We start from the raw sequence: 21,714 nt of genomic DNA, 5'->3' as shown, positions 1-21,714 counted from the left end.
ATCATTTCGTGAGGATGAAGCCCTTGAGCTTGCTGAATGCCGCTTCAATCAGCGTCTTCTGCTGCTCCTGGTGGAGATGGGCATACCCCACCGCCGGCGAGGCCGATGCCACCCGACCGGCATAACCGAGCTTCTGGCCTTCGAGCATGTTCTCGTGGATGTAGTGCTGCACGAAGAACCAGGCACCCTGGTTCTGGGGTTCGTCCTGGCACCAGACGATGTCGGTGGCGTTGGGGTATTTGCGGATTTCCGCGCCAAACACCTTGTGAGGGAACGGGTACAACTGCTCGACACGCAGGATCACCACGTCATCCGCACCCTTTTCCTCGCGCTTCTTCATCAGGTCGTAATACACCTTGCCCGAGCAGCAGATGATGCGCTTGACCTTGTCGGCCTTCTTGATCACCGCTGCATCCTGCTCAGGAATCACAGTCTGGAAGCTGCCCTTGGTGAACTCGGACAGTGGCGAAGTGGCGTCCTTGTTGCGCAGCAAGGATTTCGGCGTGAAGATGATCAGCGGTTTGCGCAGGTTGCGAACCATTTGGCGGCGCAGCACATGAAAGATCTGGCTGGCCGTGGTGGGCTGCACGACCTGCATGTTGGTGTCAGCAGCCAACTGCATGAAGCGCTCCACGCGTGCCGAACTGTGTTCCGGACCCTGGCCTTCGTAGCCATGCGGCAGCATGAGCGTGATGCCGTTGACACGGCCCCATTTCACTTCGCCGGAAGCGATGAACTGGTCGATCACGACCTGCGCGCCATTGGCGAAGTCGCCGAACTGAGCTTCCCAGATCACCAGCGTGTTCGGGTCGTTCGACGCATAGCCGTACTCAAAACCCAGCACCGCCTCTTCCGACAGGATCGAGTCGATCACCACGAACGGCGCCTGGTTGTCGGCCACGTTCTGCAGGGGGATGTAGGTGCCTTCGTTGTACTTCTCGCGGTTTTGGTCGTGGATGACCGCGTGGCGGTGAGTGAAAGTGCCGCGGCCGCAGTCTTCACCCGACAAGCGCACCGGGAAGCCGCTGGCCACCAGCGAGGCAAAGGCCATGTGCTCGCCCATGCCCCAGTCCACCGGAATGTCGCCACGACCCATGGCTGCGCGGTCGGCATACACCTTCTTCACCAGTTGATGCGGGTTGATGCTGTCGGGCACCGCGGTGAGGCGATCGGCCAGGCGCTTCCACTCGGCCAGGGGAATGGCTGTGTCGGCGGCGTCGGTCCATTTCTTGCCCAGAAACGGGGACCAGTCCACCGCGTACTTGCTTTTGAAGTTGGTAAGCACGGGGTCCACGGTGTGCCGGCCTGCGTCGAGCGCGGCGCGGTAGGCCTTGACCATGTCATCACCCAGCGTCTCGCCCATGCCCTGCGCAGCGAGCTTGTCTGCGTAGAGCTTGCGGGTGCCGGGGTGGGCCGCAATCTTCTTGTACATCAGTGGCTGGGTCAGGCTGGGGGTGTCTTGTTCGTTGTGCCCTAGCTTGCGGAAACAGACAATGTCGACCACCACATCCTTCTGGAAGGTGAGGCGGAACTCCAGCGCGAGGCGGGTGGCCAGCACCACGGCTTCCGGGTCGTCGCCGTTGACGTGCAGCACCGGCGCCTCGATCATCTTGACGATGTCCGAGCAGTACAACGTGGAGCGGCTGTCGCGGGGGTCGGAGGTGGTGAAGCCGATCTGGTTATTGATCACCAAGTGCACGGTGCCGCCGGTGGAATAGCCACGGGTTTCGGCCAGTGCCAGGGTTTCCATGACCACGCCCTGGCCAGCAAATGCGGCATCGCCGTGCACCAGCACGGGGAGGACCTGTTTGCCCAAGGGATCACCGCGGCGGTCCATGCGGGCGCGCACCGAGCCTTCGACGACCGGGTTGACGATTTCGAGGTGGGAGGGGTTGAATGCCAGTGTGAGGTGCACCGGGCCGCCAGGGGTCGACACATCGGAGCTGAAACCCTGGTGGTACTTGACGTCACCAGCGGGCAGGTCTTCAGGTGCGGTGTGGTCGAATTCTGCAAACAGATCCTTGGGCATCTTGCCCAGGGTGTTCACCAGCACGTTCAGTCGGCCGCGGTGGGCCATGCCGATCACGATTTCCTGCAAGCCTGCGACGCCACCCGAGCGGATCAGCTCGTCCATGGAGGCGATGAAACTCTCTCCGCCTTCCAGAGAAAAGCGCTTCTGCCCCACATACTTGGTGTGCAGGAAGCGCTCGAGACCTTCAGCAGCGGTCAATCGATCCAGGATGTGCTTCTTGTGCTCCGCATCAAATGAAGGCTTGGAACGGATGGACTCCAGTTTTTCCTGCCACCAGCGCTTCTGGTTCTGGTCGGTGATGTACATGTACTCTGCGCCGATGGAGCCGCAATAGGTCTCGCGAAGGGCGTTGAGCAGATCGCGCAAGGACATGACTTCCTTGCCGAAAAATGTGTTGCTGGTGTTGAACACCGTCTCGAAGTCGGCGTCGGCAAACCCGTAAAACGACGGGTCCAGCTCGGGAATGTGGTCGCGCTCAGTGCGCTTGAGGGGGTCGAGATCGGCCCAGCGGGCACCCACGTTGCGATAGGCGGCGATCAGTTGCTGTACGGCGACGCGCTTGCGACCCAGGTCGGAGTCGGCACCAGCGGCAATGACCACCTTGGTGCCACCCTGCTTGGCACGCTCTGCGAAGGCATTGACGACAGGAAGGTGCGGCACGTCGCGGGCATTGGTGCCGTCGACTGCGGGGACATTCTGGAGCGCGTCGAAGTAGCTGCGCCAGTTTTCGGTCACGCTACCGGGATTTTCCAGGTAGTTTTCGTACATCTCCTCTACGTAAGGGGCATTGCCGCCAAACAGGTAGGAGTTGTTGTTGTAGGCAACATAGACGTTGCCCCCATTCGATTGGGTATCGCTCATGAATCCGCTGACCTCCGTTTCCCTTGGGGAAACATTAGCTGGTTAGAAAAACCTTCCGCGACACGGCTGAACCGTTTGGCGGATGCGACAGTGACTGTGGAAGGACCTGACTGCAATCGGCGATTGTGCCACCGCAACAAGAGATCAGGGAGAAAAACTGGTCTTTGGGGCCGGCATGCGGAAGGAAATCAACCTTTTTGTCGTGCGACCTGCAACACAAACCCGGCCGCGCGGCCCATTGGTTGGCTCAGGAAACCACTCTTGGCGAAAGCCGCTGGGAAGCGGGAACAGAGCTGGGTTCGTCCATCTCGATCGCGATCTGGGTGCACACGGTTCGGCACAGCGTGACCGCCTTTTCGCTCTGAACCCGGTAGATCACCTGCGTGCCCTCCTTGCGCTTGGCAAGCACGCCGGCCCGGTAGAGCAGGTTCAAATGCTGGGAAAGATTGGGCTGCGTGGTGTCGATTTCCTGAAGCAGCTGGGACACCGATTTTTCCTTGTCGCACAACGCACTGAGCACGCGAAGCCGCATGGGTGTGGCGAGCACACCGAACAACTCCGCAGCCAGCTCGAACACGCGGGCTTTCTCGACATTGGCGCCAGTTTCGATCATCTGTTCCATGGCAGGCATCACCTTTGTGAATATAAGCATGGATCATACTGATTACACAGGCTGCCGTCCAAGGGGTGTGCAGGAGTCGGGGCGGGCCCCCTGACGCACGGCGTTCAGCCGGCGCTCCCGTCAACCCCCGCCAGCTGCAGCACGGACGGTTGCAAGACCGCCCGTCGCGATCACGTTACCGTTTTAGCCAACAGATCCTTGATCTGTTGCAGCGCCGACGGGTCGTCCATGGTGGTGAGGTCGCCCGGATCCCTGCCCTCGCACACCGCCTGTATGGCTCTGCGCAGCATCTTGCCGCTGCGGGTCTTGGGCAGCAGGCTCACAAACTGCACCCTGGACGGACGCGCCACCGCGCCCAATTGCTCGTCCACCAGCCTCATGACCTCGCCTTCCAGCTTCAGCTTTGCCGCCTCGTCGGTCAACAGGCTCGCGTCCCGAACCACGGCAAATGCCATTGCGACCTGCCCCTTCAGCTGATCAGCCACGCCCACCACAGCCACTTCAGCGATCCGCGGGTGACTGGAAATGCTTTCTTCGATTTCCCTGGTCCCCAGGCGATGCCCTGCCACGTTGATCACGTCGTCGGTTCGTCCGAGGATGAAGTAGTAACCTTCATCATCACGAATGCCCCAGTCAAAGGTGCTGTAGACCATGCGACCCGGGACGCTGGACCAATAGGTTTTGACAAACCGCTCATCGTCCTGCCAGACCGTCTGCATGCACCCTGGCGGCAGCGGACCCTCAATGGCCACCACGCCCTTCTGGTTGCCGCCCACGAGCTCTTCACCGGTTTGATCGTCGAGCAGCTTCACGTTGTATCCATACACCGCCTTGCCCGGCGAGCCGAACTTTGTGGGCGCCTTCTCAACACCGTTGCAGATCGACAGAATGGGCCAGCCGGTTTCGGTCTGCCAGTAGTTGTCAATGATGGGTTTGCCCAGCGCTTCGGAGATCCATTTGGCGGTCGGTTCGTCCAGCGGCTCGCCCGCCAGAAACAAGGCCTTCAGGCTTGAAAGATCGTGTTTGGCGATCAGCGCGGCATCGTATTTCTTCAGTACGCGCACGGCAGTGGGCGCGCTGAACATCACCGAGACCTTGTATTTCTCCACAAGGCTCCACCAGATGCCTGCATCCGGCCGGATGGGCAGACCTTCGTACATGATAGTGGCCATGCCTGCAATCAAGGGGCCATAAATGATGTAGCTGTGACCGACCACCCACCCGATGTCGCTGGTGGAGAAATAGGTTTCGCCCGATTCACCCATGTAGATGTGTTTCATGGACGCGGCCAGGGCGACGGCATAACCTCCCGTGTCCCGCTGCACACCCTTGGGTTTGCCGGTGGTGCCACTGGTGTAGAGGGTGTAGCTCGGGTGGGTGGCGTCAACCCATTCACAATCCACCCTCGCGTCCAGATGAAGCTGCCGCGCACTCGCATAGTCCACATCACGCCCAGGGACCGATGTGAACGGTGCCAGCCCACGATCCACCATCAGCACAGAGGTGGGCTTGTGCACGGAAAGTGCGATGGCCTCGTCGAGCAGCGGTTTGTAAGGCACCACCTTGCCATTGCGGGAGCCGGCGTCTGCGCTGACGATGGTCACCGGCGTTGCATCCTCGATCCGGCTCGCCAGCGAGTGGCTCGCAAAGCCACCAAACACCACAGAGTGAATGGCCCCGATGCGCGCGCAGGCGAGCATGGCAAATGCGGCTTCCGGAATCATCGGCATGTAGATGAGCACGCGATCCCCCTTCTTCACACCTTCGGCGCGGAGGATGGCGGCCATGCGCTGCACTTCGGCGTGCAGTTGCCGGAAACTGTAGGTGCGCTCGGTGTCGGTTTCGGTCGACACAAAAATCAGCGCGTTCTGATCCGCACGGTCTTTCAGATGACGATCCACCGCGTTGTGGCATAGATTGATCAAACCGCCTTCAAACCATCGTGCAAACGGCGGATTGTCGTAGTTGCAGACGCGGTCGAAAGGCTTGTGCCAGTCCACCAAGGCGGCCTGCTCGCCCCAGAATGCGTCGCGGTCTTCGATGGAGCGGCGATGGAATTCGGCGTAGCCGACGGAAGCGTGCATAAAAAGTCTCCAGTTTCAGAGTTCGGATGAAGCCATCCTTTGCGCACCCGGAACAATCCGGTGACATCGCTCGCGACGCGGCCACAGCCCGCTGCGGGTCATCAATGGCTCAATCTGAATTCATAATTATGAGTACACGGCTTGCGACAGGCTGACACTGCCATCAGCCACCCCACCCTACTTAAAAAATTACTTGATCAGCGCCTGAACTTCGCGGAACAAAGGGTGGTCCGCGCCACGTAGCCATTCGAATGCCACCATTTCCGTCGTCACCAGTTCCGCGCCAGCACCGGCGAGGCGGTCAAACGCTGCATCACGGTTGCGCTCCGTGCGGGACGCACAAGCGTCGGTGACCACCCACACATCAAATTCCTGTTCGATCAGCTCCAGCGCTGTCTGAAGCAGACACACATGCGCCTCACAGCCTGCAATCACAATCGTCTGACGACCCTGCGGCGCTGCGGCGGCAGGCTTCTGCAGGTGTTTTGGAAGGCTTCGCGCGTTGCCACCCTGCTGTTTCACCACCGGGCGCAGCCAGTCGGCCAAGCCATCAGACGCTGCGCCAAAAGACGTCTTCTGCAGGGTTCTCAGGCACAGTGAACGAAGCTCGGGTGCGTTCGGCCCGAGTTTTCCGGGGCTCTGTTCGGTACCCAGCACCGGTACCTCCAACATTTGAGCCATGCGGGCCAGACGGACGGCATTGGCCAGCGCCTGCGCGCCATCCGACAAAGCTGGCAACAGGCGTTCCTGGTAATCCACGAGCACCAGCTGAGAGTCTTCAGCATCCAACAACATGCAATTCCTTTGATCAATTCTGTCTTGCGGGAACCGCATTCTCGCTGAGCGGTTCGTCGGGTGGTGCACCTGGGGGCAGCGCTGGCCCTGGTGAGCTGCTCTCACCATCAGCCCGACACCTTGACCGGGGCGCACAGGAAAAACAGATACCGTCGGCGCAAGCAATCTCACCATGCATCGGAAAATGCAACAGAATCAATTGCTTGAAGACCTTTCTTCGCTTGACTTCGCAATTCAACACCGATACCCTCGCCGGCATGATCCGTTGCATCCCCGCGCTCCTGTTGATGCTGTCAGCCGCAGCGCATGCGGCGCCAGCTCAGGAGACTTACAGTGATATGGATGCATTGCTGGCGGACAAAGGCCTGATGACGCGCCTCGGCGACCAATTGCAGCAAGCCCGGATTTCGGTATCAGACCAAGCCTCTGGCCTGGTCATCAACGCCATGGCATTTTTGGGAGTGCCCTACAAGTGGGGTGGCAACAGCTATGACACGGGCTTCGACTGCAGCGGCTTCGTGCGTGCGGTTTATGAGCAATCTGCCGGCAAGCTGCTGCCCCGCCAATCACACGAGCAAGCGGCAGCAACGCAGGAAATCGACCGCAACGACCTCAAGCCTGGCGATCTGGTTTTCTTCAACACCATGCGACGCGCCTTCAGCCATGTCGGCATTTATGTGGGCGAAGGCCGGTTCATCCATTCTCCTCGCGCCGGTGCGCATGTGCGGATGGAAGACATGAGCCTCTCTTACTGGAACAAGCGCTTCAATGGCGCGCGTCGTGTCCTGTTGGATGCTCACACCCTTGAGCCAGGGGCCAGCACAATGCGCTGAGCTGTTTCTGCTTCAAGTTTTTGCAGGGATCCCCCCTGCTCGCCTTTGATGAGGAGTGCGATTTCCAGCCACATCGGGGACCGGGCCCATCAAGCCTTTGATGGGCGCCCTCTCCACGTACCGGTCGCCACAAAAATGCTGCCCATCCAGGTGCTGTGCACCTCCAACTCCTCAAGATAGGTGGCAAGGGTGGACCAGGGCCTGTCCAGGCCGCCCATGGTGGTCACCGAGTACATCGCTGCACCCCACACAAACAGATTGACCGGCCAGGCCCATGGAGCGGCCCATTGCAAGCCAGTTGCCACCACCTTTGCGCCAGGCTTGAGGTGGCGAGTGATGTGGTCGATGGCTTCGGGCTGCTGAAGAATGTCGTGCGTGAAGTGAAAAATCGCCGCATCGGCTTGACCGTTCAATGGGGCCATATCAGCGGTCCCGTTGACCAGTCTCACACCTTTCCAGCCATGGGCTTTGACGCGGTCCCTGGCCTTGCCGAGCATTTGAGGGCACAGCTCGATACCAATAATTTTCCCCCGCTCGCCCAGGGCAGCTTTCAGGGGTTCAAAGCTCAAACCGGTGCCACAACCCACATCCAGAACCGTCTCTCCGCCCTGCAGCTGCAACCTCTTGATAGCGTCCAGGCGCAGGGGTTCAAACGGTGCCAGTTCAGCGTCGTACCCATGTGCGCGCAGCCGATACTGCTCAAGGGCGGCATCCACTTTGGGTGGGTGATGGCGCGTTGCGACACTGGTCCGCTTGGTCATGGCATGACATCCCTTTCGGCGTTCAGCATAGCCCTCAAGGGAGCACCACGCAAGGCGACGCACCAATCAGAAATTGTCAAGAAAGTACGGGCTTCCCGAGGTCCTTGCGAAGAGCAAGAAAACGCCGCTGTTTGCCCCTCATATTTGGAACTTTGACACAGAGGCTCAGTTCAGAATAGCAACAGCGCGCACAGGCCTGATCTTTGCTCTATGCTGGTGGTGCGGATGAAAGTGGTGGTATTTTTTGTTGAACACGCACAGCAAGGGTGCGGCGTTCAATGGGCATTCTGGGTGCCGAGCCCAATGCCGACCTGAAGTCTTGTTGACTCTATGGAGGTGACAGTATGGACGTGATGAGCAATTTCGCCGCCCGGTATGAGCGCACGCGGGAAGAGGTGATCTCGCTGCAGGAATACCTTGACTTGTGCAAACGTGACCCCGTGGCCTACGCCAGTGCTGCGGAACGCATGCTCAAGGCCATCGGCGATCCGCAAATGGTCGACACGCGCAACGACCCACGACTTTCGCGCATTTTCGCCAACAAGGTCATCAAGATCTACCCGGCGTTCAAGGAGTTCTACGGCATGGAGGAAGCCATCGAGCAGGTGGTTTCCTACTTCCGGCACGCTGCCCAGGGCCTGGAGGAAAAGAAACAGATCCTCTACCTTCTGGGTCCAGTTGGCGGCGGCAAGAGTTCCATCGCAGAGCGCCTGAAGCAGCTCGTCGAACATGTGCCGTTCTATGCCATCCAGGGCTCACCCGTCAACGAGACGCCTCTAGGGCTGTTTGACGCTGCGGAGGACGGTGAGATTCTGGAAAAGGAATACGGCATTCCCAGGCGCTACCTCAACCGCATTCTTTCACCCTGGGCGGTGAAGCGGCTGGAGGAATACGGCGGAGACATCCGCAAGTTCAAGGTGGTCAAGCGCTATCCGTCTGTCCTGAGGCAGATAGCGGTGGCGAAGACCGAACCGGGCGACGAGAACAACCAGGACATCTCCTCCCTGGTCGGCAAAGTCGACATCCGCAAGCTGGAGACCTTTGCGCAGGACGACCCCGACGCCTATTCCTATTCCGGCGGGCTGTGCCTGGCAAACCAGGGCTTGTTGGAGTTCGTCGAGATGTTCAAGGCGCCAATCAAGGTGCTGCATCCCCTGCTCACGGCCACCCAGGAGGGCAACTTCAAGGGAACCGAGGGCTTCGGCGCCATTCCTTTTGATGGCGTCGTGCTGGCCCACAGCAACGAGAGCGAATGGAAGGCCTTCCGCAACAACAAAAACAACGAGGCGTTCCTCGACCGCATCTACATCGTCAAGGTGCCGTACTGCCTGCGAGTTTCCGAAGAGGTCAAGATCTACGAAAAGCTGGTGCGCAACTCGTCGCTGGCCCAGGCACCGTGCGCACCCGGAACCATGCGCATGATGGCCCAACTCTCGGTGCTCACGCGGCTGAAAGAGCCCGAGAACTCCAGCATCTACAGCAAGATGCAGATCTACGACGGCGAGAACCTCAAGGACACCGACCCTAAGGCAAAATCGCTGCAGGAGTACCGCGACTACGCGGGTGTGGACGAAGGCATGAGTGGCGTTTCGACCCGCTTCGCATTCAAGATCATTTCCAAAGTCTTCAACTTCGACAGCGCGGAAGTGGCCGCCAATCCGGTGCACCTGATGTATGTGCTGGAACAACAGATCGAACGCGAACAGTTCCCTGCAGAAACCGAGCAGAAGTACATCAGCTACATCAAGGAACTGCTGGCACCCCGCTACGCGGAATTCATCGGCAAGGAAATCCAGACGGCTTACCTGGAAAGCTACAGCGAGTACGGCCAGAACATCTTCGACCGCTACGTCACCTACGCAGATTACTGGATCCAGGATCAGGAGTACCGCGACGTCGATACCGGTGAGGTGTTTGACCGCTCCTCCTTGAACAGTGAGCTGGAAAAAATCGAGAAACCCGCCGGCATCGCCAACCCGAAAGATTTCCGCAACGAAATTGTCAACTTCGTGCTGCGTGCTCGGGCTGGCAACGCGGGCAACAACCCGACCTGGACCAGCTACGAGAAGCTGCGTACCGTGATCGAAAAAAAGATGTTCTCGAACACCGAAGAACTGCTGCCTGTGATCAGCTTCAATACCAAGAGCAGCGCCGACGAGCAGAAGAAGCACGAAGATTTTGTGAGCCGCATGGTCGAAAAAGGCTACACGGCCAAGCAGGTACGTTTGTTGTGCGAGTGGTACCTGCGGGTTAGAAAGAGTTCATAGGAGCGAGTTCGCGTGGCCATCTTTCAGCAGATCATTGATCGCAGGTTGTCCGGCAAAAACAAGTCGATCGGCAACCGGGAGCGTTTTCTGCGTCGTTACCGCGGGCAGATTCAGGAAGCGGTGCGAAAAGCTGTCAGCGGCCGCAACATCCGCGAACTGGAGCAAGGCGAAGACGTGGCCTTGCCCCGTCGGGATGTGTCTGAACCCTCCTTCGGACATGCCCGAGGTGGCGACCGCGAGTTCGTGCACCCGGGCAACCGGGACTACCTGCGCGGAGACCGCATTGCACGACCACCCGGCGGGTCTGGCTCGGGCAGCGGACAGGGTGACCCCAGCGACAGCGGCACCGGCGAAGACGATTTCGTGTTTCGCCTCACGCGCGAGGAGTTCATGCGGGCCTTCTTTGATGACCTGGCATTGCCCCACCTGATCCGCACGCAACTGGCCGAAGTGCCGGAATGGAAAACCCATCGCGCGGGGTTCAGCAGCGATGGCACACCCAACAACCTGCATGTGGTGCGCTCCATGCGGGGGGCGCTGGCCCGCCGGATCGCATTGGGCGGCGAACCGCGCAAGGAACTGCATCGGCTGGAAGCCCACCTGCTGCACCTGCAGAAACACGAACCCAAGACGCAAGCCCTGCTGAATGAAATTCTCGAAACCGAAGAAGCGATTGAGGCGCTGCGCAAGAACGTGCGCCACGTGCCCTTCATCGACCCCATCGACCTGCGCTACCGCAACCGGGTGAAGACGCCCATTCCCAGCGCCAAGGCGGTGATGTTCTGCTTGATGGACGTCTCAGGGTCGATGGACGAGCCACGCAAGGACATGTCCAAGCGTTTCTTCATGTTGCTCTATCTGTTCCTCACCAAGCACTACGAAAAAATCGATCTGGTGTTTCTGCGCCATCACACCCAGGCACAGGAAGTCAACGAAGAGGAGTTCTTCCGCGCCACCGAAACGGGAGGCACCGTGGTCTCCAGCGTGTTGCTGCTCATGGATGAAATCATCCGCGCACGCTACCCCAGCGGAGAATGGAACATCTATGGCGCGCAGGCCAGCGATGGCGACAACTGGCACCAGGACAGTGGTCGTTGTCGCGAGCTGCTGTCTGACCGGATTCTCCCGCTGGTTCGCTATTTCGCCTATGTGCAGGTGGCCGATCCCGAACAAAACCTCTGGCAGGAATACACCCAGCTGCTGGAGAGTCGCCGCAACTTCGCGATGCGCAAGGTGGCAGCCCCTGAGGACATCTACCCGGTGTTCCGCGATCTGTTCAAGAAGAGAGAGGTCGCCACATGACACAAGCGCTGTCTGAACCTCGTGCCACCCAGCCCTTGCCCAGCCCATCGGACTGGACTTTCGACCTGATCGAGACCTACCATGCCGAGATCGCAAAAACCGCGCGCAGCTTCGGCCTGGACGTCTATCCGAACCAGCTGGAGGTGATCACGGCCGAACAGATGATGGACGCCTATTCCAGCGTCGGCATGCCCATGCTGTACCGGCACTGGTCGTATGGCAAACAGTTCATCACCACAGAGAAGAACTACCGGCGCGGCCACATGGGCCTGGCCTATGAAATCGTCATCAATTCCGACCCCTGCATTGCCTATCTGATGGAGGAAAACACGATGGCCATGCAGGCGCTTGTGATTGCCCATGCGGCCTACGGGCACAACAGCTTTTTCAAGGGCAACTACCTCTTTCGCATGTGGACCGATGCCTCTTCCATCATTGACTACCTGGTCTATGCACGCCACTACATCGCCGAATGCGAGGAACGCCACGGCATGGAGGCCGTCGAAGAGATCCTCGACTCCTGTCACGCCTTGATGGATCATGGCGTCGACCGGTACCGGCGGCCCCAGAAGCGCTCGCTGGCACAAGAAGGCGCGCAGCGCGAAGAGCGAGAGAGGCACCTTCAGCAGCAGGTGAATGACCTCTGGAGAACCCTCCCACGCCGCGAGGGCCAAGGCACAGAAGCCAGCACGTCGCGGCGCTTCCCTGAAGAGCCACAGGAGAACATTCTCTATTTCATTGAGAAGAATGCCGCCCTGCTCGAACCCTGGCAACGTGAGGTGGTGCGCATCGTGAGAAAGGTCGCCCAGTACTTTTATCCCCAGCGCCAGACACAGGTCATGAATGAAGGCTGGGCCACCTTCTGGCACTACACCTTGCTCAACACCATGTACGACCGGGGCCTCTTGGCCGATGGTTTCATGATGGAATGGCTGAGTTCACACACCAGTGTGATCTTCCAACCGCCCGTGGGTCACCGCGCTTACAGCGGCATCAATCCCTACGCGCTCGGCTTCGCCATGTTCACCGACCTGCGCCGCATCTGCGAGAACCCCACCGAAGAAGACCGTCGGTGGTTTCCCGACATTGCTGGCAGCGACTGGCTCAAGACACTGGACCATGCCATGCGCAATTACAAGGACGAAAGCTTCGTCGGCCAGTTTCTCAGCCCCAAAGTGATGCGGGACTTCCGTCTGTTCGCGATTCATGACGATGAGAAGGCGCCCGAGCTCGAAGTGTCGGCCATTCATGACGACAGTGGCTACCGTGCGCTGCGCGAATCGCTGTCGCACCAGTACGACATCGGCAGCAGAGAACCCGATATTCAGGTCTGGAACGTCAATGTCCGCGGGGACCGTGCCTTGACACTGCGCCACACCCAGCGCAATGGCATACCCATGAACGAGGCCACCGATGAAGTCCTCAAACACGTGGCACGTCTGTGGGGATTCGACGTGCACTTGGAAAGTGTGGACAGCAGCGGTGTCGTGCGCCGGAGTTGGCAGGTGCCCGCACCAACGCATCACCACTGACCGCCTGGTCCAGAAACGAAAAAGCCCGGAACCTTGCGATTCCGGGCTTTCAGTAGTTGGTCGGCGTGGCGGGATTCGAACTCGCGACCCCTTGCACCCCATGCAAGTGCGCTACCAGGCTGCGCTACACGCCGACAAGCCTCAAATTATAGCTTGCAATACTCGGGTTTCAGACTTGGTGCCTCAGGAGTTCGCGAATTTCAAGCAACTCTCTGCGCACCTCGTGAACGAGTGAAAAGCTCGCGCCGTTTTTTGCCCCCGATTCCAGTTGGTTATGAAGTTGAGCAGGCATGACCGGATCATCGCTTTCACTCCCGCCATTGACCGTCAGCTCGATGACTTCGATGGGCGCACTTTCATCGTGACGCCGCTGCTCCCGCTCAGCCTGCACAATCTCCTGTAATTTGTTACGAGCGCCGCTGATGGTAAATCCCTGGTCGTACAGGAGTTCTCGGATGCGGCGAATCATGAGCACCTCATGGTGCTGGTAATAGCGGCGGTTGCCTCGTCGCTTCATCGGGCGCAGCTGCGTGAACTCCTGCTCCCAATACCTGAGAACGTGTGGCTTGACTCCGCACAGATCCCCCACTTCGCCAATGGTGAAATAGCGTTTGGCTGGAATGGATGGGAGCGTTTTTTCCATGAAAATCAAGGCGGTACGGACCGAACCTTGAAATTTACTCTAACACAGCCCATCGTGTGCAGAGGCTGGCAAAAATGTCCCAAAAGTGTTGCAAACGGCATGCTCTGCCGACTTTTCAATGCAACCAACCGCATTTTTTGGGTAGACAGACCCGCGCAGAGCCCACTACGGTCGAAATCGTTCGGCGTTGTTGGGCTAGCCGCCAATGACAGCAGTTTGCACCTGTTCCTTGAGTTTGGGGCTGGCGTGAAATGTGACGACTCTGCGTGCATCGATGTTCACCGGCTCCCCCGTGCGTGGATTGCGCCCAGGACGAGCCGCCTTGGTTCGGATCTGGAAATTGCCGAAACCGGAGATCTTGACGTCATTGCCATCCACCAGACTGTCTGTCACCAGATCGAAAAATGCGTCAATCATGTCTTTTGACTCGCGCTTATTCAGACCTATCTGGTCGAACAGCATCTCTGCCAACTGGGCTTTGGTCAGTGCGGGTGTTTCCAGACTTTCAACAGCTAGCTCCATGCGGGACTCCTCCATCCTCTCGATCCGTCAATCATGCGCGAAGTCGCGCCGCCACCCGCCTCTGTAGCGAGTCCAGCACCGATTTCACATTGGCTTCAATCGCCTCGTCGGTCAGTGTAGCGTCGTCGCGCTTGAGCACCAGTCGCACCGCTAGGCTTTTTTCGTCTTCGGCCAGCCCTGCCGGCATCGAACCCTCTGCTGCCGACTGTTTTTTGGGGCGGTACACGTCAAAAAGCAAAGCGTCGTGCAACCAGGGACTTTGGGCCGCATGTATGGCTTCCATGATGGCAGCATGCGTCACGCTTTCCTTGACCACGATGGCCAGATCACGCTGGACCGATTGATAGCGACTCACAGGCAGATAGGCGGGAACCTGTCTGGCGAGCACTGCATTCAGATCCAGTTCGAACAGGACAGGCGCAAGCGGCAGCTCGTACGCCTGACGCCACCGAGGGTGCAGCTCTCCCACGTGGCCAATGCATTGTTCGTTCAACCAAATGGCCGCGCTCCTGCCTGGATGCAAAGCAGGGTGTTCGCAGACGCGAAATTCAGGCGTCCAAGGCGCGAGCAGTGCCTGAACGTCTCCCTTTGCGTCGAAGAAATCGACCACGCGTTCTGGCACGCCCCACTGCAAGGCCTCGACTGAGCCAAAAGCAAGGCCTGCGACATGCATCGGCTGGTCAAATCCCGCCACGCTCGTGTCGCTGTCAACAACTGATGTGTCTTTTCGAAACACGCGGCCAACTTCGAACAGGCGAACGCGTTCTGCACGGCGATCGAGGTTGAACTTGAGCACCGAGACCAGGCTGCCGATCAGCGATGAACGCATGACGCTCATCTGGCTGGCAATGGGGTTGAGCAGGCGGATCGGATCGGCGTTGCCAGCCAGTTCGCGCTCCCAGCGCTCTTCCACGAAGCTGAAATTGATGGTCTCCTGATACCCGAGCTGGGCCAACAGTCGGCGGACAGCGAAGGGACCACGCTTGGTCTCCGGCCGAATTTTGGCTGTGATCGGTGCCAGCGGCGGCGTGTCGGGCAACGCGTTGTAGCCCACCACGCGCGCCACCTCCTCGATCAGGTCCTCCTCGATCTGGATGTCGAAACGATGAGCAGGCGGCGTGACCGTGATGGTCCCGTCGCCCTCTTCGAGTGCCAGTCCCAGGCGGCGCAAGGCATCCACGCACTGCGTTTGCGTGAGCGGCATGCCAATCACTTTGACTGCACGAGCCACACGCAGGGTCACAGGCTGGGACACCGGCATGTTGACCACATGGTCATCGATCGGCCCCACCTGTCCGCCGCAAATATCGAGCACCAGTTGCGTGATGCGCTCAACGTGCTCGACGGTGGTCGAGGGGTCGACGCCGCGCTCGAACCGGTGACCGGCATCGGTGGAGAAGTTGTAGCGGCGCGAACGCCCGGCAATCGACTTGGGCCACCAAAAGGCCGCCTCGATGTAGATGTTCTGTGTGTCGTCGGACACCGCGGTCGAGTCGCCGCCCATGATGCCGGCCAGCGACTCCACGGATTGATCGTCAGCAATGACGCCGACCTGAGCATCCACCGACACGGTGTTGCCGTTGAGCAGCTTGAGCGTCTCACCCTCGCGACCCCAGCGCACCTGCAGGCTGCCGTGGATCTTGTCGAGGTCAAAGATGTGCGAGGGACGACCCAGCTCGAACATGACGTAGTTGGAAATGTCCACGAGCGGGGAAACGCTGCGCTGACCACAACGCACCAGGCGATCGACCATCCAGGCGGGCGTGGCGGCGCGGGTATTGACACCCCGCACGATGCGCCCGGTGAAGCGGCCGCAGAGGTCAGGCGCTTTCACCGACACAGGCAGCCGGTCCTGCAGGGACACGGCAACGGCCGGGAATGCGGGCTCTGTCAACGGCGTGCCCGTGAGTGCGGACACTTCGCGCGCGATGCCGTAGACGCTCAGGCAGTGCGCAAGATTGGGTGTGAGCTTGAGAGTGAACAGCATGTCATCCAGCTGCAGCTGCTCACGGATGCTGCGGCCCACCAACGCATCGGCAGGCAACTCCAATAAACCGCCGTGGTCTTCGCTCAGCTTGAGTTCACGGGCAGAGCACAGCATGCCCTGACTTTCGACGCCGCGCAGTTGCCCCAGCTTGATCACGAACGGCTTGCCGTCGTCGCCCGGTGGCAACTCGGCGCCCACCAATGCGCAAGGCACTTTGATACCCACGCGCGCATTCGGTGCGCCACACACGATGTTGAGCAGGCTGCCCTGCCCCACGTCCACTTGGCACACGCGCAGGCGATCGGCATTGGGATGTTGCTCGGCCGACTTGATCTCGCCCACAACGATATGGGAAAAAGGCGGTGCCACCGGTTGCAGTTCTTCCACTTCCAGGCCGGCCATGGTCAGGGTGTCGGCCAGTTGTTGACTGGTCAGGGGCGGGTTGCAGAAGGCACGAAGCCAGGATTCGGGAAATTGCATGAAGCGACTCAGTACGTAAGCACAGCAAAGGCGTGGGTTCGGCTTGCAGCAGTCCCGGCATGGACTGGCTGCTGGTGACCCATCGAAGGGATGACGCCAAACGGCGCGGGGATGAACATGCGTTATCGGAACTGACTGAGGAAGCGCACGTCGCCATCGAAGAACAGGCGCAGGTCGTTCACGCCGTAGCGCAGCATGGTCAGGCGGTCAGGCCCCATGCCAAAGGCAAAGCCGATATAGCGCTCGGGATCCAGGCCCATGTTGCGCACCACGTTAGGGTGCACCTGCCCTGAGCCCGCCACTTCCAGCCAGCGACCCGCCAGTGGTCCCTCCTGAAACTGAATGTCAATTTCCGCACTGGGCTCGGTGAAGGGGAAAAAACTAGGCCGAAAACGCAGCACAAGATCTTCCGATTCGAAGAAAGTGCGGCAGAAATCGGTAAAGACAAACTTCAGATCCTTGAAGCTGACGTTCTCGCCAATCCACAGGCCCTCACATTGGTGGAACATCGGTGAGTGCGTGGCATCGCTGTCCACTCGATAGGTGCGACCCGGAGCGATGACACGAATCTCTGGCATGGAAAAAGAGCCCCCACGGCCCGACGGCGAATCCTGCCCGGCCTCCCACTGAGCTTTGTAGCGTTTGACGTGCTGCACGGCATGGCGAATCTGCATCGGACTGGTGTGCGTCCGCAGCAGGTTGGGCGCTTTTTCGCTCCCACCCTCCACATAGAAGGTGTCGTGCATGGAACGAGCCGGGTGATCTTCAGGCGTGTTGAGCGCGGTGAAGTTGAACCAGTCGGACTCGATCTCTGGACCCTCTGCGACCTCGAAACCCATGGAGCCGAAGATCGCCTCGATGCGCTCCAGGGTAAGGCTCACCGGGTGCAAACCGCCCTGCCCGCGCTGGCGCCCTGGCAAGGTCACATCCAGAGCCTCAGCTTTGAGCTGGACATGCAGCTCTGCGTCGGCCAGTGCCCGGCGGCGCTCGGTCAGAGCTGCCTCGATGGCCTGCTTGGCCAGGTTGATCGCGGCACCACGGGTCTTTTTTTCCTCCACCGAAAGGGCGGCCATGCCCTTCATCAACTCGGTGATGCGGCCGGTCTTTCCCAGGTACTGGGCCTTGACGTTTTCCAGTTCGGCAGGTGTGATGGCTTGCGCAAACCCTGTGCGGGCATTGTCAACCAGTGCGTCCAACTCGTTCATGTGTGTACTTGAAATCGATGCAAACAAAAAAGGGGCTGAAGCCACCGAGGGAATTTCCCTCAAGCCTCAACCCCTTTGAGCGACCGGGGAGCACCGGAGTGCATCCCTGCCGTGAATCAAGCGGCCAGCTTGGCTTTGACTTGCTCCACGATGCTGCCGAAGGCAGCCGGATCGTTCACGGCCAGATCGGCCAGCACCTTGCGGTCGATTTCGATCGAAGCCTTCTTCAGACCGTTGGCGAATTGGCTGTAGGTCAGGCCGCATGCGCGAGCACCGGCATTGATACGGGCAATCCACAACTGACGGAAGACGCGCTTCTTGGTACGGCGATCACGGTAGGCATATTGCCCAGCCTTCATCACCGCCTGTTTGGCGATGCGGAAGACGTTACCGCGACGGCCGCGGAAACCTTTGGCCAGAGCCAGTACTTTTTTGTGTCGGGCGCGAGCCGTGACACCACGTTTGACGCGAGGCATGTGTGTTCTCCTGTTCGTCGGTGATCAAATACCCATGCCGGGCAGCATCTGCGCCATGTGACCCATATTGGTCTCATGCACAGTGACTGCTCCACGCAAGTGGCGCTTGTTCTTGGTGGTCTTCTTGGTCAGGATGTGACGTTTGAAGGCTTGACCGCGCTTGACGGTGCCACCGGGACGAACGCGAAAACGCTTCTTCGCGCTGCTCTTGGTCTTCATTTTGGGCATATGCATGCTCCTTTTCATTTGTGCTCGTGAGGCGCCGCGAACCTTCCGCGGACTTGTTGGCCCCGAGCCACTTTTTGAGGAAACCCTTTCGGCCTTCCCATTCGGTAACCGGCCTTACGGCCGGCACCTCAGGCCAGCAGGAGACTACCCTGCCCGCCCAATCTCTTCTTCATCAAGCCGCCGGTTTCTCTGCCACCGGCTCTGCTGCTGCCTTTGCCGCTCCCCCGCCGGCCTTCTTGCGCCCGGGCGCGATCATCATGATCATCTGGCGCCCTTCGAGCTTGGGAAACTGCTCCACCACAATGGAGTCCGCCAGCTCATCACGAATCCGGTTCAGCAAGGCCAAGCCCAGTTCCTGGTGCGTGATCTCGCGGCCCCGAAAGCGCAGCGTGATCTTGCATTTGTCGCCATCGTCCAAGAAGCGACGGATGTTGCGCATCTTGATGTTGTAGTCGCCATCGTCGGTACCTGGCCGGAACTTGACTTCCTTGATCTCGATGACCGTTTGTTTAGCTTTCGCCTCGGCGGCCTTCTTTTGCTCCTGGTACTTGAACTTGCCGTAGTCCATCAGACGACACACCGGAGGGATGGCCGTGGCCGCAATTTCGACCAAGTCCACATCCAGTTCACCGGCCATGCGCAGCGCTTCTTGCAGACTGACGATTCCCAGTGGTTCATTCTCGGGTCCGTTGAGGCGAACCTCGGGAGCCATGATTTCACGGTTCAATCTGTGCGCGCGCTCTTCACGTTGGCGGCGGTCGCGAAAGTTGGTAGCTATGGCGAAATCCTTTATGTGGGCAAAACAATGTAAGTGGCGACCATTCTGGTCGCCTTCATGCACACGCAGAGTGCCGCAGCAGCGGGGGCATCAACCGGAGTGTTTGATATCAAACTTTGGATGAAACGTCTGCCGCAATGAGTTTGGAAAAGGCTTCCAGCGGCATGACACCGAGGTCTTTGTTACCCCGAGCCCGCACAGCCACGGCGCCAGCTTCTTTTTCCTTGTCGCCCACGACCAGGATAAAAGGCAGCTTTTGCAACGCGTGCTCCCGTATTTTATACGTGATTTTCTCGTTGCGCAGGTCGGTCACCACCCTAAGCCCTTGATTTTGCAACGCTTTGGCGATTTCACGACAGTATTCGGCCTGTGCATCGGTGATATTGAGCACCGCCACCTGCACCGGAGCCAGCCAAGTCGGCAGCGCGCCCGCGTGTTCCTCGATCAGGATGCCGATGAACCGTTCCAGGCTACCCACGATGGCGCGATGAAGCATCACAGGCCGGTGACGCGCACCGTCTTCGCCCACGTACTCGGCATCCAGGCGCTCCGGCATGGAGAAATCCACCTGCATGGTGCCGCATTGCCACTGCCGACCGATGGCATCCTTCAGCGTGTACTCGATCTTCGGTCCGTAAAAAGCCCCATCGCCCGGCGCGATCTCGAACTCGCACCCGGAAGCACGCAGGCTTTCCATCAGCGCGTGTTCGGCCTTGTCCCAGACCTCGTCGGAGCCAATGCGAGCGTCCGGCCTGGTCGCTACCTTGTAGATGATGTTCTTGAAGCCGAAATCGGCATACACCTTTTGCAGCAGCGTGGTGTAGGCCAGGCATTCGGGCAGGATCTGCTCTTCGGTGCAGAAAATATGGCCATCGTCCTGCGTGAACCCGCGCACTCGCATGATGCCGTGCAGGCCGCCACTGGGTTCGTTGCGGTGGCATTGGCCAAACTCACCGTACCGCAGCGGCAAATCCCGGTAGCTCTTGATGCCCTGCTTGTAGATCAGGATGTGACCGGGGCAGTTCATGGGCTTCAAGGCATAGTCGCGCTTTTCGCTCTCGGTCGTGAACATGGCATCGCGGTACTTGTCCCAATGGCCAGTCTTCTCCCACAGCGACTTGTCGATGATCTGCGGGCCCTTGACCTCCTGGTAGCCGTTGTCGCGGTAGACGCGGCGCATGTACTGCTCCACCTCTTGCCACAGCGTCCATCCCTTGGGATGCCAGAACACCAGCCCGGGGGCGTGCTCATCCAAGTGAAACAGGTCGAGTTCGCGGCCCAACTTGCGATGGTCGCGCTTCTCGGCCTCTTCAATCATGGTCAGGTGCTGTTGCAACTCGTCCTTGGTGGCCCAGGCCGTGCCATAGATGCGCTGCAACATTTCATTGCGATGGTCGCCGCGCCAGTAGGCGCCGGCCACCTTCATGAGCTTGAAGTGCTTGAGCTTGCCCGTGCTGGGCACATGGGGGCCGCGGCACAGGTCTTCAAACGCGCCTTCGCGGTACAGCGACACATCTTCGTTGCTCGGGATGCTGGCGATGATTTCGGCCTTGTAGTGCTCGCCCATGCCCTTGAAATACGCGACCGCCTCATCACGCGGCAGCACGCGGCGCATCACGGGCTCGTCTTTCGCTGCCAGCTCCGTCATGCGTTTCTCGATCGCCACCAGATCTTCTGGCGTGAAGGGACGCTTGTACGAGAAATCGTAAAAGAAGCCGTGCTCGATCACGGGGCCGATGGTCACTTGGGCATCAGGGAACAGTTCCTTGACCGCATAAGCCAACAGGTGGGCGGTGGAGTGCCGGATCACCTCCAGACCGTCAGGATCCTTCGCGGTGACGATGGACAGCGGACTGTCCTGCGTGATGAGAAAACTGGTGTCGACCACTTTGCCGTCAATCTTGCCGGCCAGCGCAGCCTTGGCCAGACCGGAGCCGATGGAGGCCGCCACTTCGGCAACCGTGACCGGGCCGGGGAATTCGCGTTGGGAACCGTCGGGGAGCGTGATGTGCAACATGGGGAGTCCAGAAAACAAAAAAGCGCGGCAGGGGCCGCGCTGGTGTGGGTACGAAAGAAATCGGGCAGGCGCGAACTGCAGGCCTTAGGCGGCCTTGAAGGTGCTCTCCTGAGTTCGCGGTGTCATAACCAGATTGCCTTTCTCGCTCTTGCTGATTCGAAGAGCCGAAATTTTCCCACAAAAAACCGGTCGCCGCGAGCTTGCAGGCGGTCGACTTTGTACAAGACGCTGGATCGCGCGACAGCCCCGATGGCGGAAATGGCCAGGAACGCCAATTGCCAGCCAAACA

At 59.5% G+C, this 21,714-nt stretch carries 17 protein-coding genes and 1 tRNA gene; 4 read left to right on the top strand and 14 right to left on the bottom strand.

Annotation, left to right across the window (positions count from 1 at the left end; genetic code table 11):
- Position 1 precedes the first annotated feature (1 nt).
- From J2W49_RS03900 to J2W49_RS03885, 4 genes are all read right to left on the bottom strand, one after another.
- A complete protein-coding gene (locus J2W49_RS03900) occupies positions 2–2,893 on the bottom strand; it encodes a 2-oxoglutarate dehydrogenase E1 component (RefSeq protein WP_310311741.1) in 2,892 nt (963 codons plus the stop codon).
- 247 nt (positions 2,894–3,140) lie between these two features.
- Positions 3,141–3,515, bottom strand: a complete 375-nt coding sequence (locus J2W49_RS03895; RefSeq protein ID WP_310312190.1) for an ArsR/SmtB family transcription factor — start codon at positions 3,513–3,515, stop codon at positions 3,141–3,143.
- 170 nt (positions 3,516–3,685) lie between these two features.
- Positions 3,686–5,599, bottom strand: coding sequence for a propionate--CoA ligase (locus J2W49_RS03890; RefSeq protein ID WP_310311739.1), 1,914 nt, complete (start codon positions 5,597–5,599; stop codon positions 3,686–3,688).
- A gap of 189 nt (positions 5,600–5,788) precedes the next feature.
- The gene (locus J2W49_RS03885; protein WP_310311738.1) at positions 5,789–6,394 is read right to left on the bottom strand and encodes an isochorismatase family protein; all 606 of its coding nucleotides are present in this window, start codon (positions 6,392–6,394) and stop codon (positions 5,789–5,791) included.
- A 257-nt stretch (positions 6,395–6,651) separates the two neighbouring features.
- Here J2W49_RS03885 and J2W49_RS03880 point away from each other — a divergent pair, with 257 nt between their 5' ends.
- Entirely contained in the window at positions 6,652–7,227 is a 576-nt protein-coding gene (locus J2W49_RS03880) for a C40 family peptidase (protein ID WP_310312187.1), read from the top strand.
- An 89-nt stretch (positions 7,228–7,316) separates the two neighbouring features.
- On the opposite strand, the gene J2W49_RS03875 is transcribed toward J2W49_RS03880, so the two are convergent.
- Positions 7,317–7,988 (bottom strand): class I SAM-dependent methyltransferase, encoded by a 672-nt coding sequence (locus J2W49_RS03875; RefSeq protein ID WP_310311737.1) that lies wholly within the window; start codon positions 7,986–7,988, stop codon positions 7,317–7,319.
- A gap of 344 nt (positions 7,989–8,332) precedes the next feature.
- On the opposite strand from J2W49_RS03875, the gene J2W49_RS03870 reads away from it, so the two are divergent.
- From J2W49_RS03870 to J2W49_RS03860, 3 genes are read left to right on the top strand one after another with little or no spacing between them, the layout of a single operon-like run.
- A complete protein-coding gene (locus J2W49_RS03870) occupies positions 8,333–10,255 on the top strand; it encodes a PrkA family serine protein kinase (RefSeq protein ID WP_310311735.1) in 1,923 nt (640 codons plus the stop codon).
- A gap of 12 nt (positions 10,256–10,267) precedes the next feature.
- Entirely contained in the window at positions 10,268–11,557 is a 1,290-nt protein-coding gene (locus J2W49_RS03865; protein WP_310311733.1) for a YeaH/YhbH family protein, read from the top strand.
- Positions 11,554–13,089, top strand: coding sequence for a SpoVR family protein (locus J2W49_RS03860; RefSeq protein WP_310311732.1), 1,536 nt, complete (start codon positions 11,554–11,556; stop codon positions 13,087–13,089). The genes J2W49_RS03865 and J2W49_RS03860 overlap by 4 nt, the downstream gene beginning before the upstream one ends.
- 57 nt (positions 13,090–13,146) lie before the next feature.
- Here J2W49_RS03860 and J2W49_RS03855 read toward each other — a convergent pair.
- The 9 genes from J2W49_RS03855 to thrS form a co-directional block, all read right to left on the bottom strand.
- Positions 13,147–13,223: transfer RNA gene (locus J2W49_RS03855), tRNA-Pro, on the bottom strand.
- 35 nt (positions 13,224–13,258) lie between these two features.
- Positions 13,259–13,732, bottom strand: a complete 474-nt coding sequence (locus J2W49_RS03850) for a MerR family transcriptional regulator (RefSeq protein ID WP_310311730.1) — start codon at positions 13,730–13,732, stop codon at positions 13,259–13,261.
- Between the two features lie 195 nt (positions 13,733–13,927).
- Entirely contained in the window at positions 13,928–14,254 is a 327-nt protein-coding gene (locus J2W49_RS03845) for an integration host factor subunit alpha (RefSeq protein ID WP_310311728.1), read from the bottom strand.
- Positions 14,255–14,285: 31 nt separating this feature from the next.
- Entirely contained in the window at positions 14,286–16,721 is a 2,436-nt protein-coding gene (pheT, locus tag J2W49_RS03840) for a phenylalanine--tRNA ligase subunit beta (RefSeq protein WP_310311726.1), read from the bottom strand.
- A gap of 122 nt (positions 16,722–16,843) precedes the next feature.
- On the bottom strand, positions 16,844–17,926 hold the full coding sequence (locus J2W49_RS03835) for a phenylalanine--tRNA ligase subunit alpha (RefSeq protein ID WP_310311724.1): 1,083 nt from the start codon (positions 17,924–17,926) through the stop codon (positions 16,844–16,846).
- A gap of 116 nt (positions 17,927–18,042) precedes the next feature.
- A complete protein-coding gene (rplT, locus tag J2W49_RS03830) occupies positions 18,043–18,402 on the bottom strand; it encodes a 50S ribosomal protein L20 (protein ID WP_056274988.1) in 360 nt (119 codons plus the stop codon).
- A 24-nt stretch (positions 18,403–18,426) separates the two neighbouring features.
- Entirely contained in the window at positions 18,427–18,630 is a 204-nt protein-coding gene (rpmI, locus tag J2W49_RS03825) for a 50S ribosomal protein L35 (RefSeq protein ID WP_066151481.1), read from the bottom strand.
- A gap of 172 nt (positions 18,631–18,802) precedes the next feature.
- Positions 18,803–19,408: a translation initiation factor IF-3 gene (infC, locus tag J2W49_RS03820; RefSeq protein WP_310312175.1), complete on the bottom strand. Its 606-nt coding sequence runs from the start codon at positions 19,406–19,408 to the stop codon at positions 18,803–18,805.
- Between the two features lie 109 nt (positions 19,409–19,517).
- Positions 19,518–21,425, bottom strand: coding sequence for a threonine--tRNA ligase (gene thrS / locus J2W49_RS03815; protein ID WP_310311718.1), 1,908 nt, complete (start codon positions 21,423–21,425; stop codon positions 19,518–19,520).
- Positions 21,426–21,714: the final 289 nt, after the last annotated feature.

Origin of the sequence: Hydrogenophaga palleronii, assembly GCF_031457455.1 — a bacterium.
GTDB classification, from domain to species: domain Bacteria; phylum Pseudomonadota; class Gammaproteobacteria; order Burkholderiales; family Burkholderiaceae_C; genus Hydrogenophaga; species Hydrogenophaga palleronii_A.
This window is presented reverse-complemented; position numbering and strand designations above follow the sequence as displayed.

Excerpts from the sequence above, each read along its gene's own strand:
- J2W49_RS03890 (WP_310311739.1), bottom strand. The coding sequence starts at position 5,599 with ATGCACGCTTCCGTCGGCTACGCCGAATTCCATCGCCGCTCCATCGAA.
- pheT (WP_310311726.1), bottom strand. The coding sequence starts at position 16,721 with ATGCAATTTCCCGAATCCTGGCTTCGTGCCTTCTGCAACCCGCCCCTG.
- rpmI (WP_066151481.1), bottom strand. The coding sequence starts at position 18,630 with ATGCCCAAAATGAAGACCAAGAGCAGCGCGAAGAAGCGTTTTCGCGTT.
- J2W49_RS03835 (WP_310311724.1), bottom strand. The coding sequence starts at position 17,926 with ATGAACGAGTTGGACGCACTGGTTGACAATGCCCGCACAGGGTTTGCG.
- J2W49_RS03880 (WP_310312187.1), top strand. The coding sequence starts at position 6,652 with ATGATCCGTTGCATCCCCGCGCTCCTGTTGATGCTGTCAGCCGCAGCG.
- thrS (WP_310311718.1), bottom strand. The coding sequence starts at position 21,425 with ATGTTGCACATCACGCTCCCCGACGGTTCCCAACGCGAATTCCCCGGC.
- J2W49_RS03895 (WP_310312190.1), bottom strand. The coding sequence starts at position 3,515 with ATGGAACAGATGATCGAAACTGGCGCCAATGTCGAGAAAGCCCGCGTG.
- J2W49_RS03885 (WP_310311738.1), bottom strand. The coding sequence starts at position 6,394 with ATGTTGTTGGATGCTGAAGACTCTCAGCTGGTGCTCGTGGATTACCAG.
- J2W49_RS03900 (WP_310311741.1), bottom strand. The coding sequence starts at position 2,893 with ATGAGCGATACCCAATCGAATGGGGGCAACGTCTATGTTGCCTACAAC.
- J2W49_RS03845 (WP_310311728.1), bottom strand. The coding sequence starts at position 14,254 with ATGGAGCTAGCTGTTGAAAGTCTGGAAACACCCGCACTGACCAAAGCC.
- rplT (WP_056274988.1), bottom strand. The coding sequence starts at position 18,402 with ATGCCTCGCGTCAAACGTGGTGTCACGGCTCGCGCCCGACACAAAAAA.
- J2W49_RS03850 (WP_310311730.1), bottom strand. The coding sequence starts at position 13,732 with ATGGAAAAAACGCTCCCATCCATTCCAGCCAAACGCTATTTCACCATT.
- J2W49_RS03875 (WP_310311737.1), bottom strand. The coding sequence starts at position 7,988 with ATGACCAAGCGGACCAGTGTCGCAACGCGCCATCACCCACCCAAAGTG.
- J2W49_RS03870 (WP_310311735.1), top strand. The coding sequence starts at position 8,333 with ATGGACGTGATGAGCAATTTCGCCGCCCGGTATGAGCGCACGCGGGAA.
- J2W49_RS03860 (WP_310311732.1), top strand. The coding sequence starts at position 11,554 with ATGACACAAGCGCTGTCTGAACCTCGTGCCACCCAGCCCTTGCCCAGC.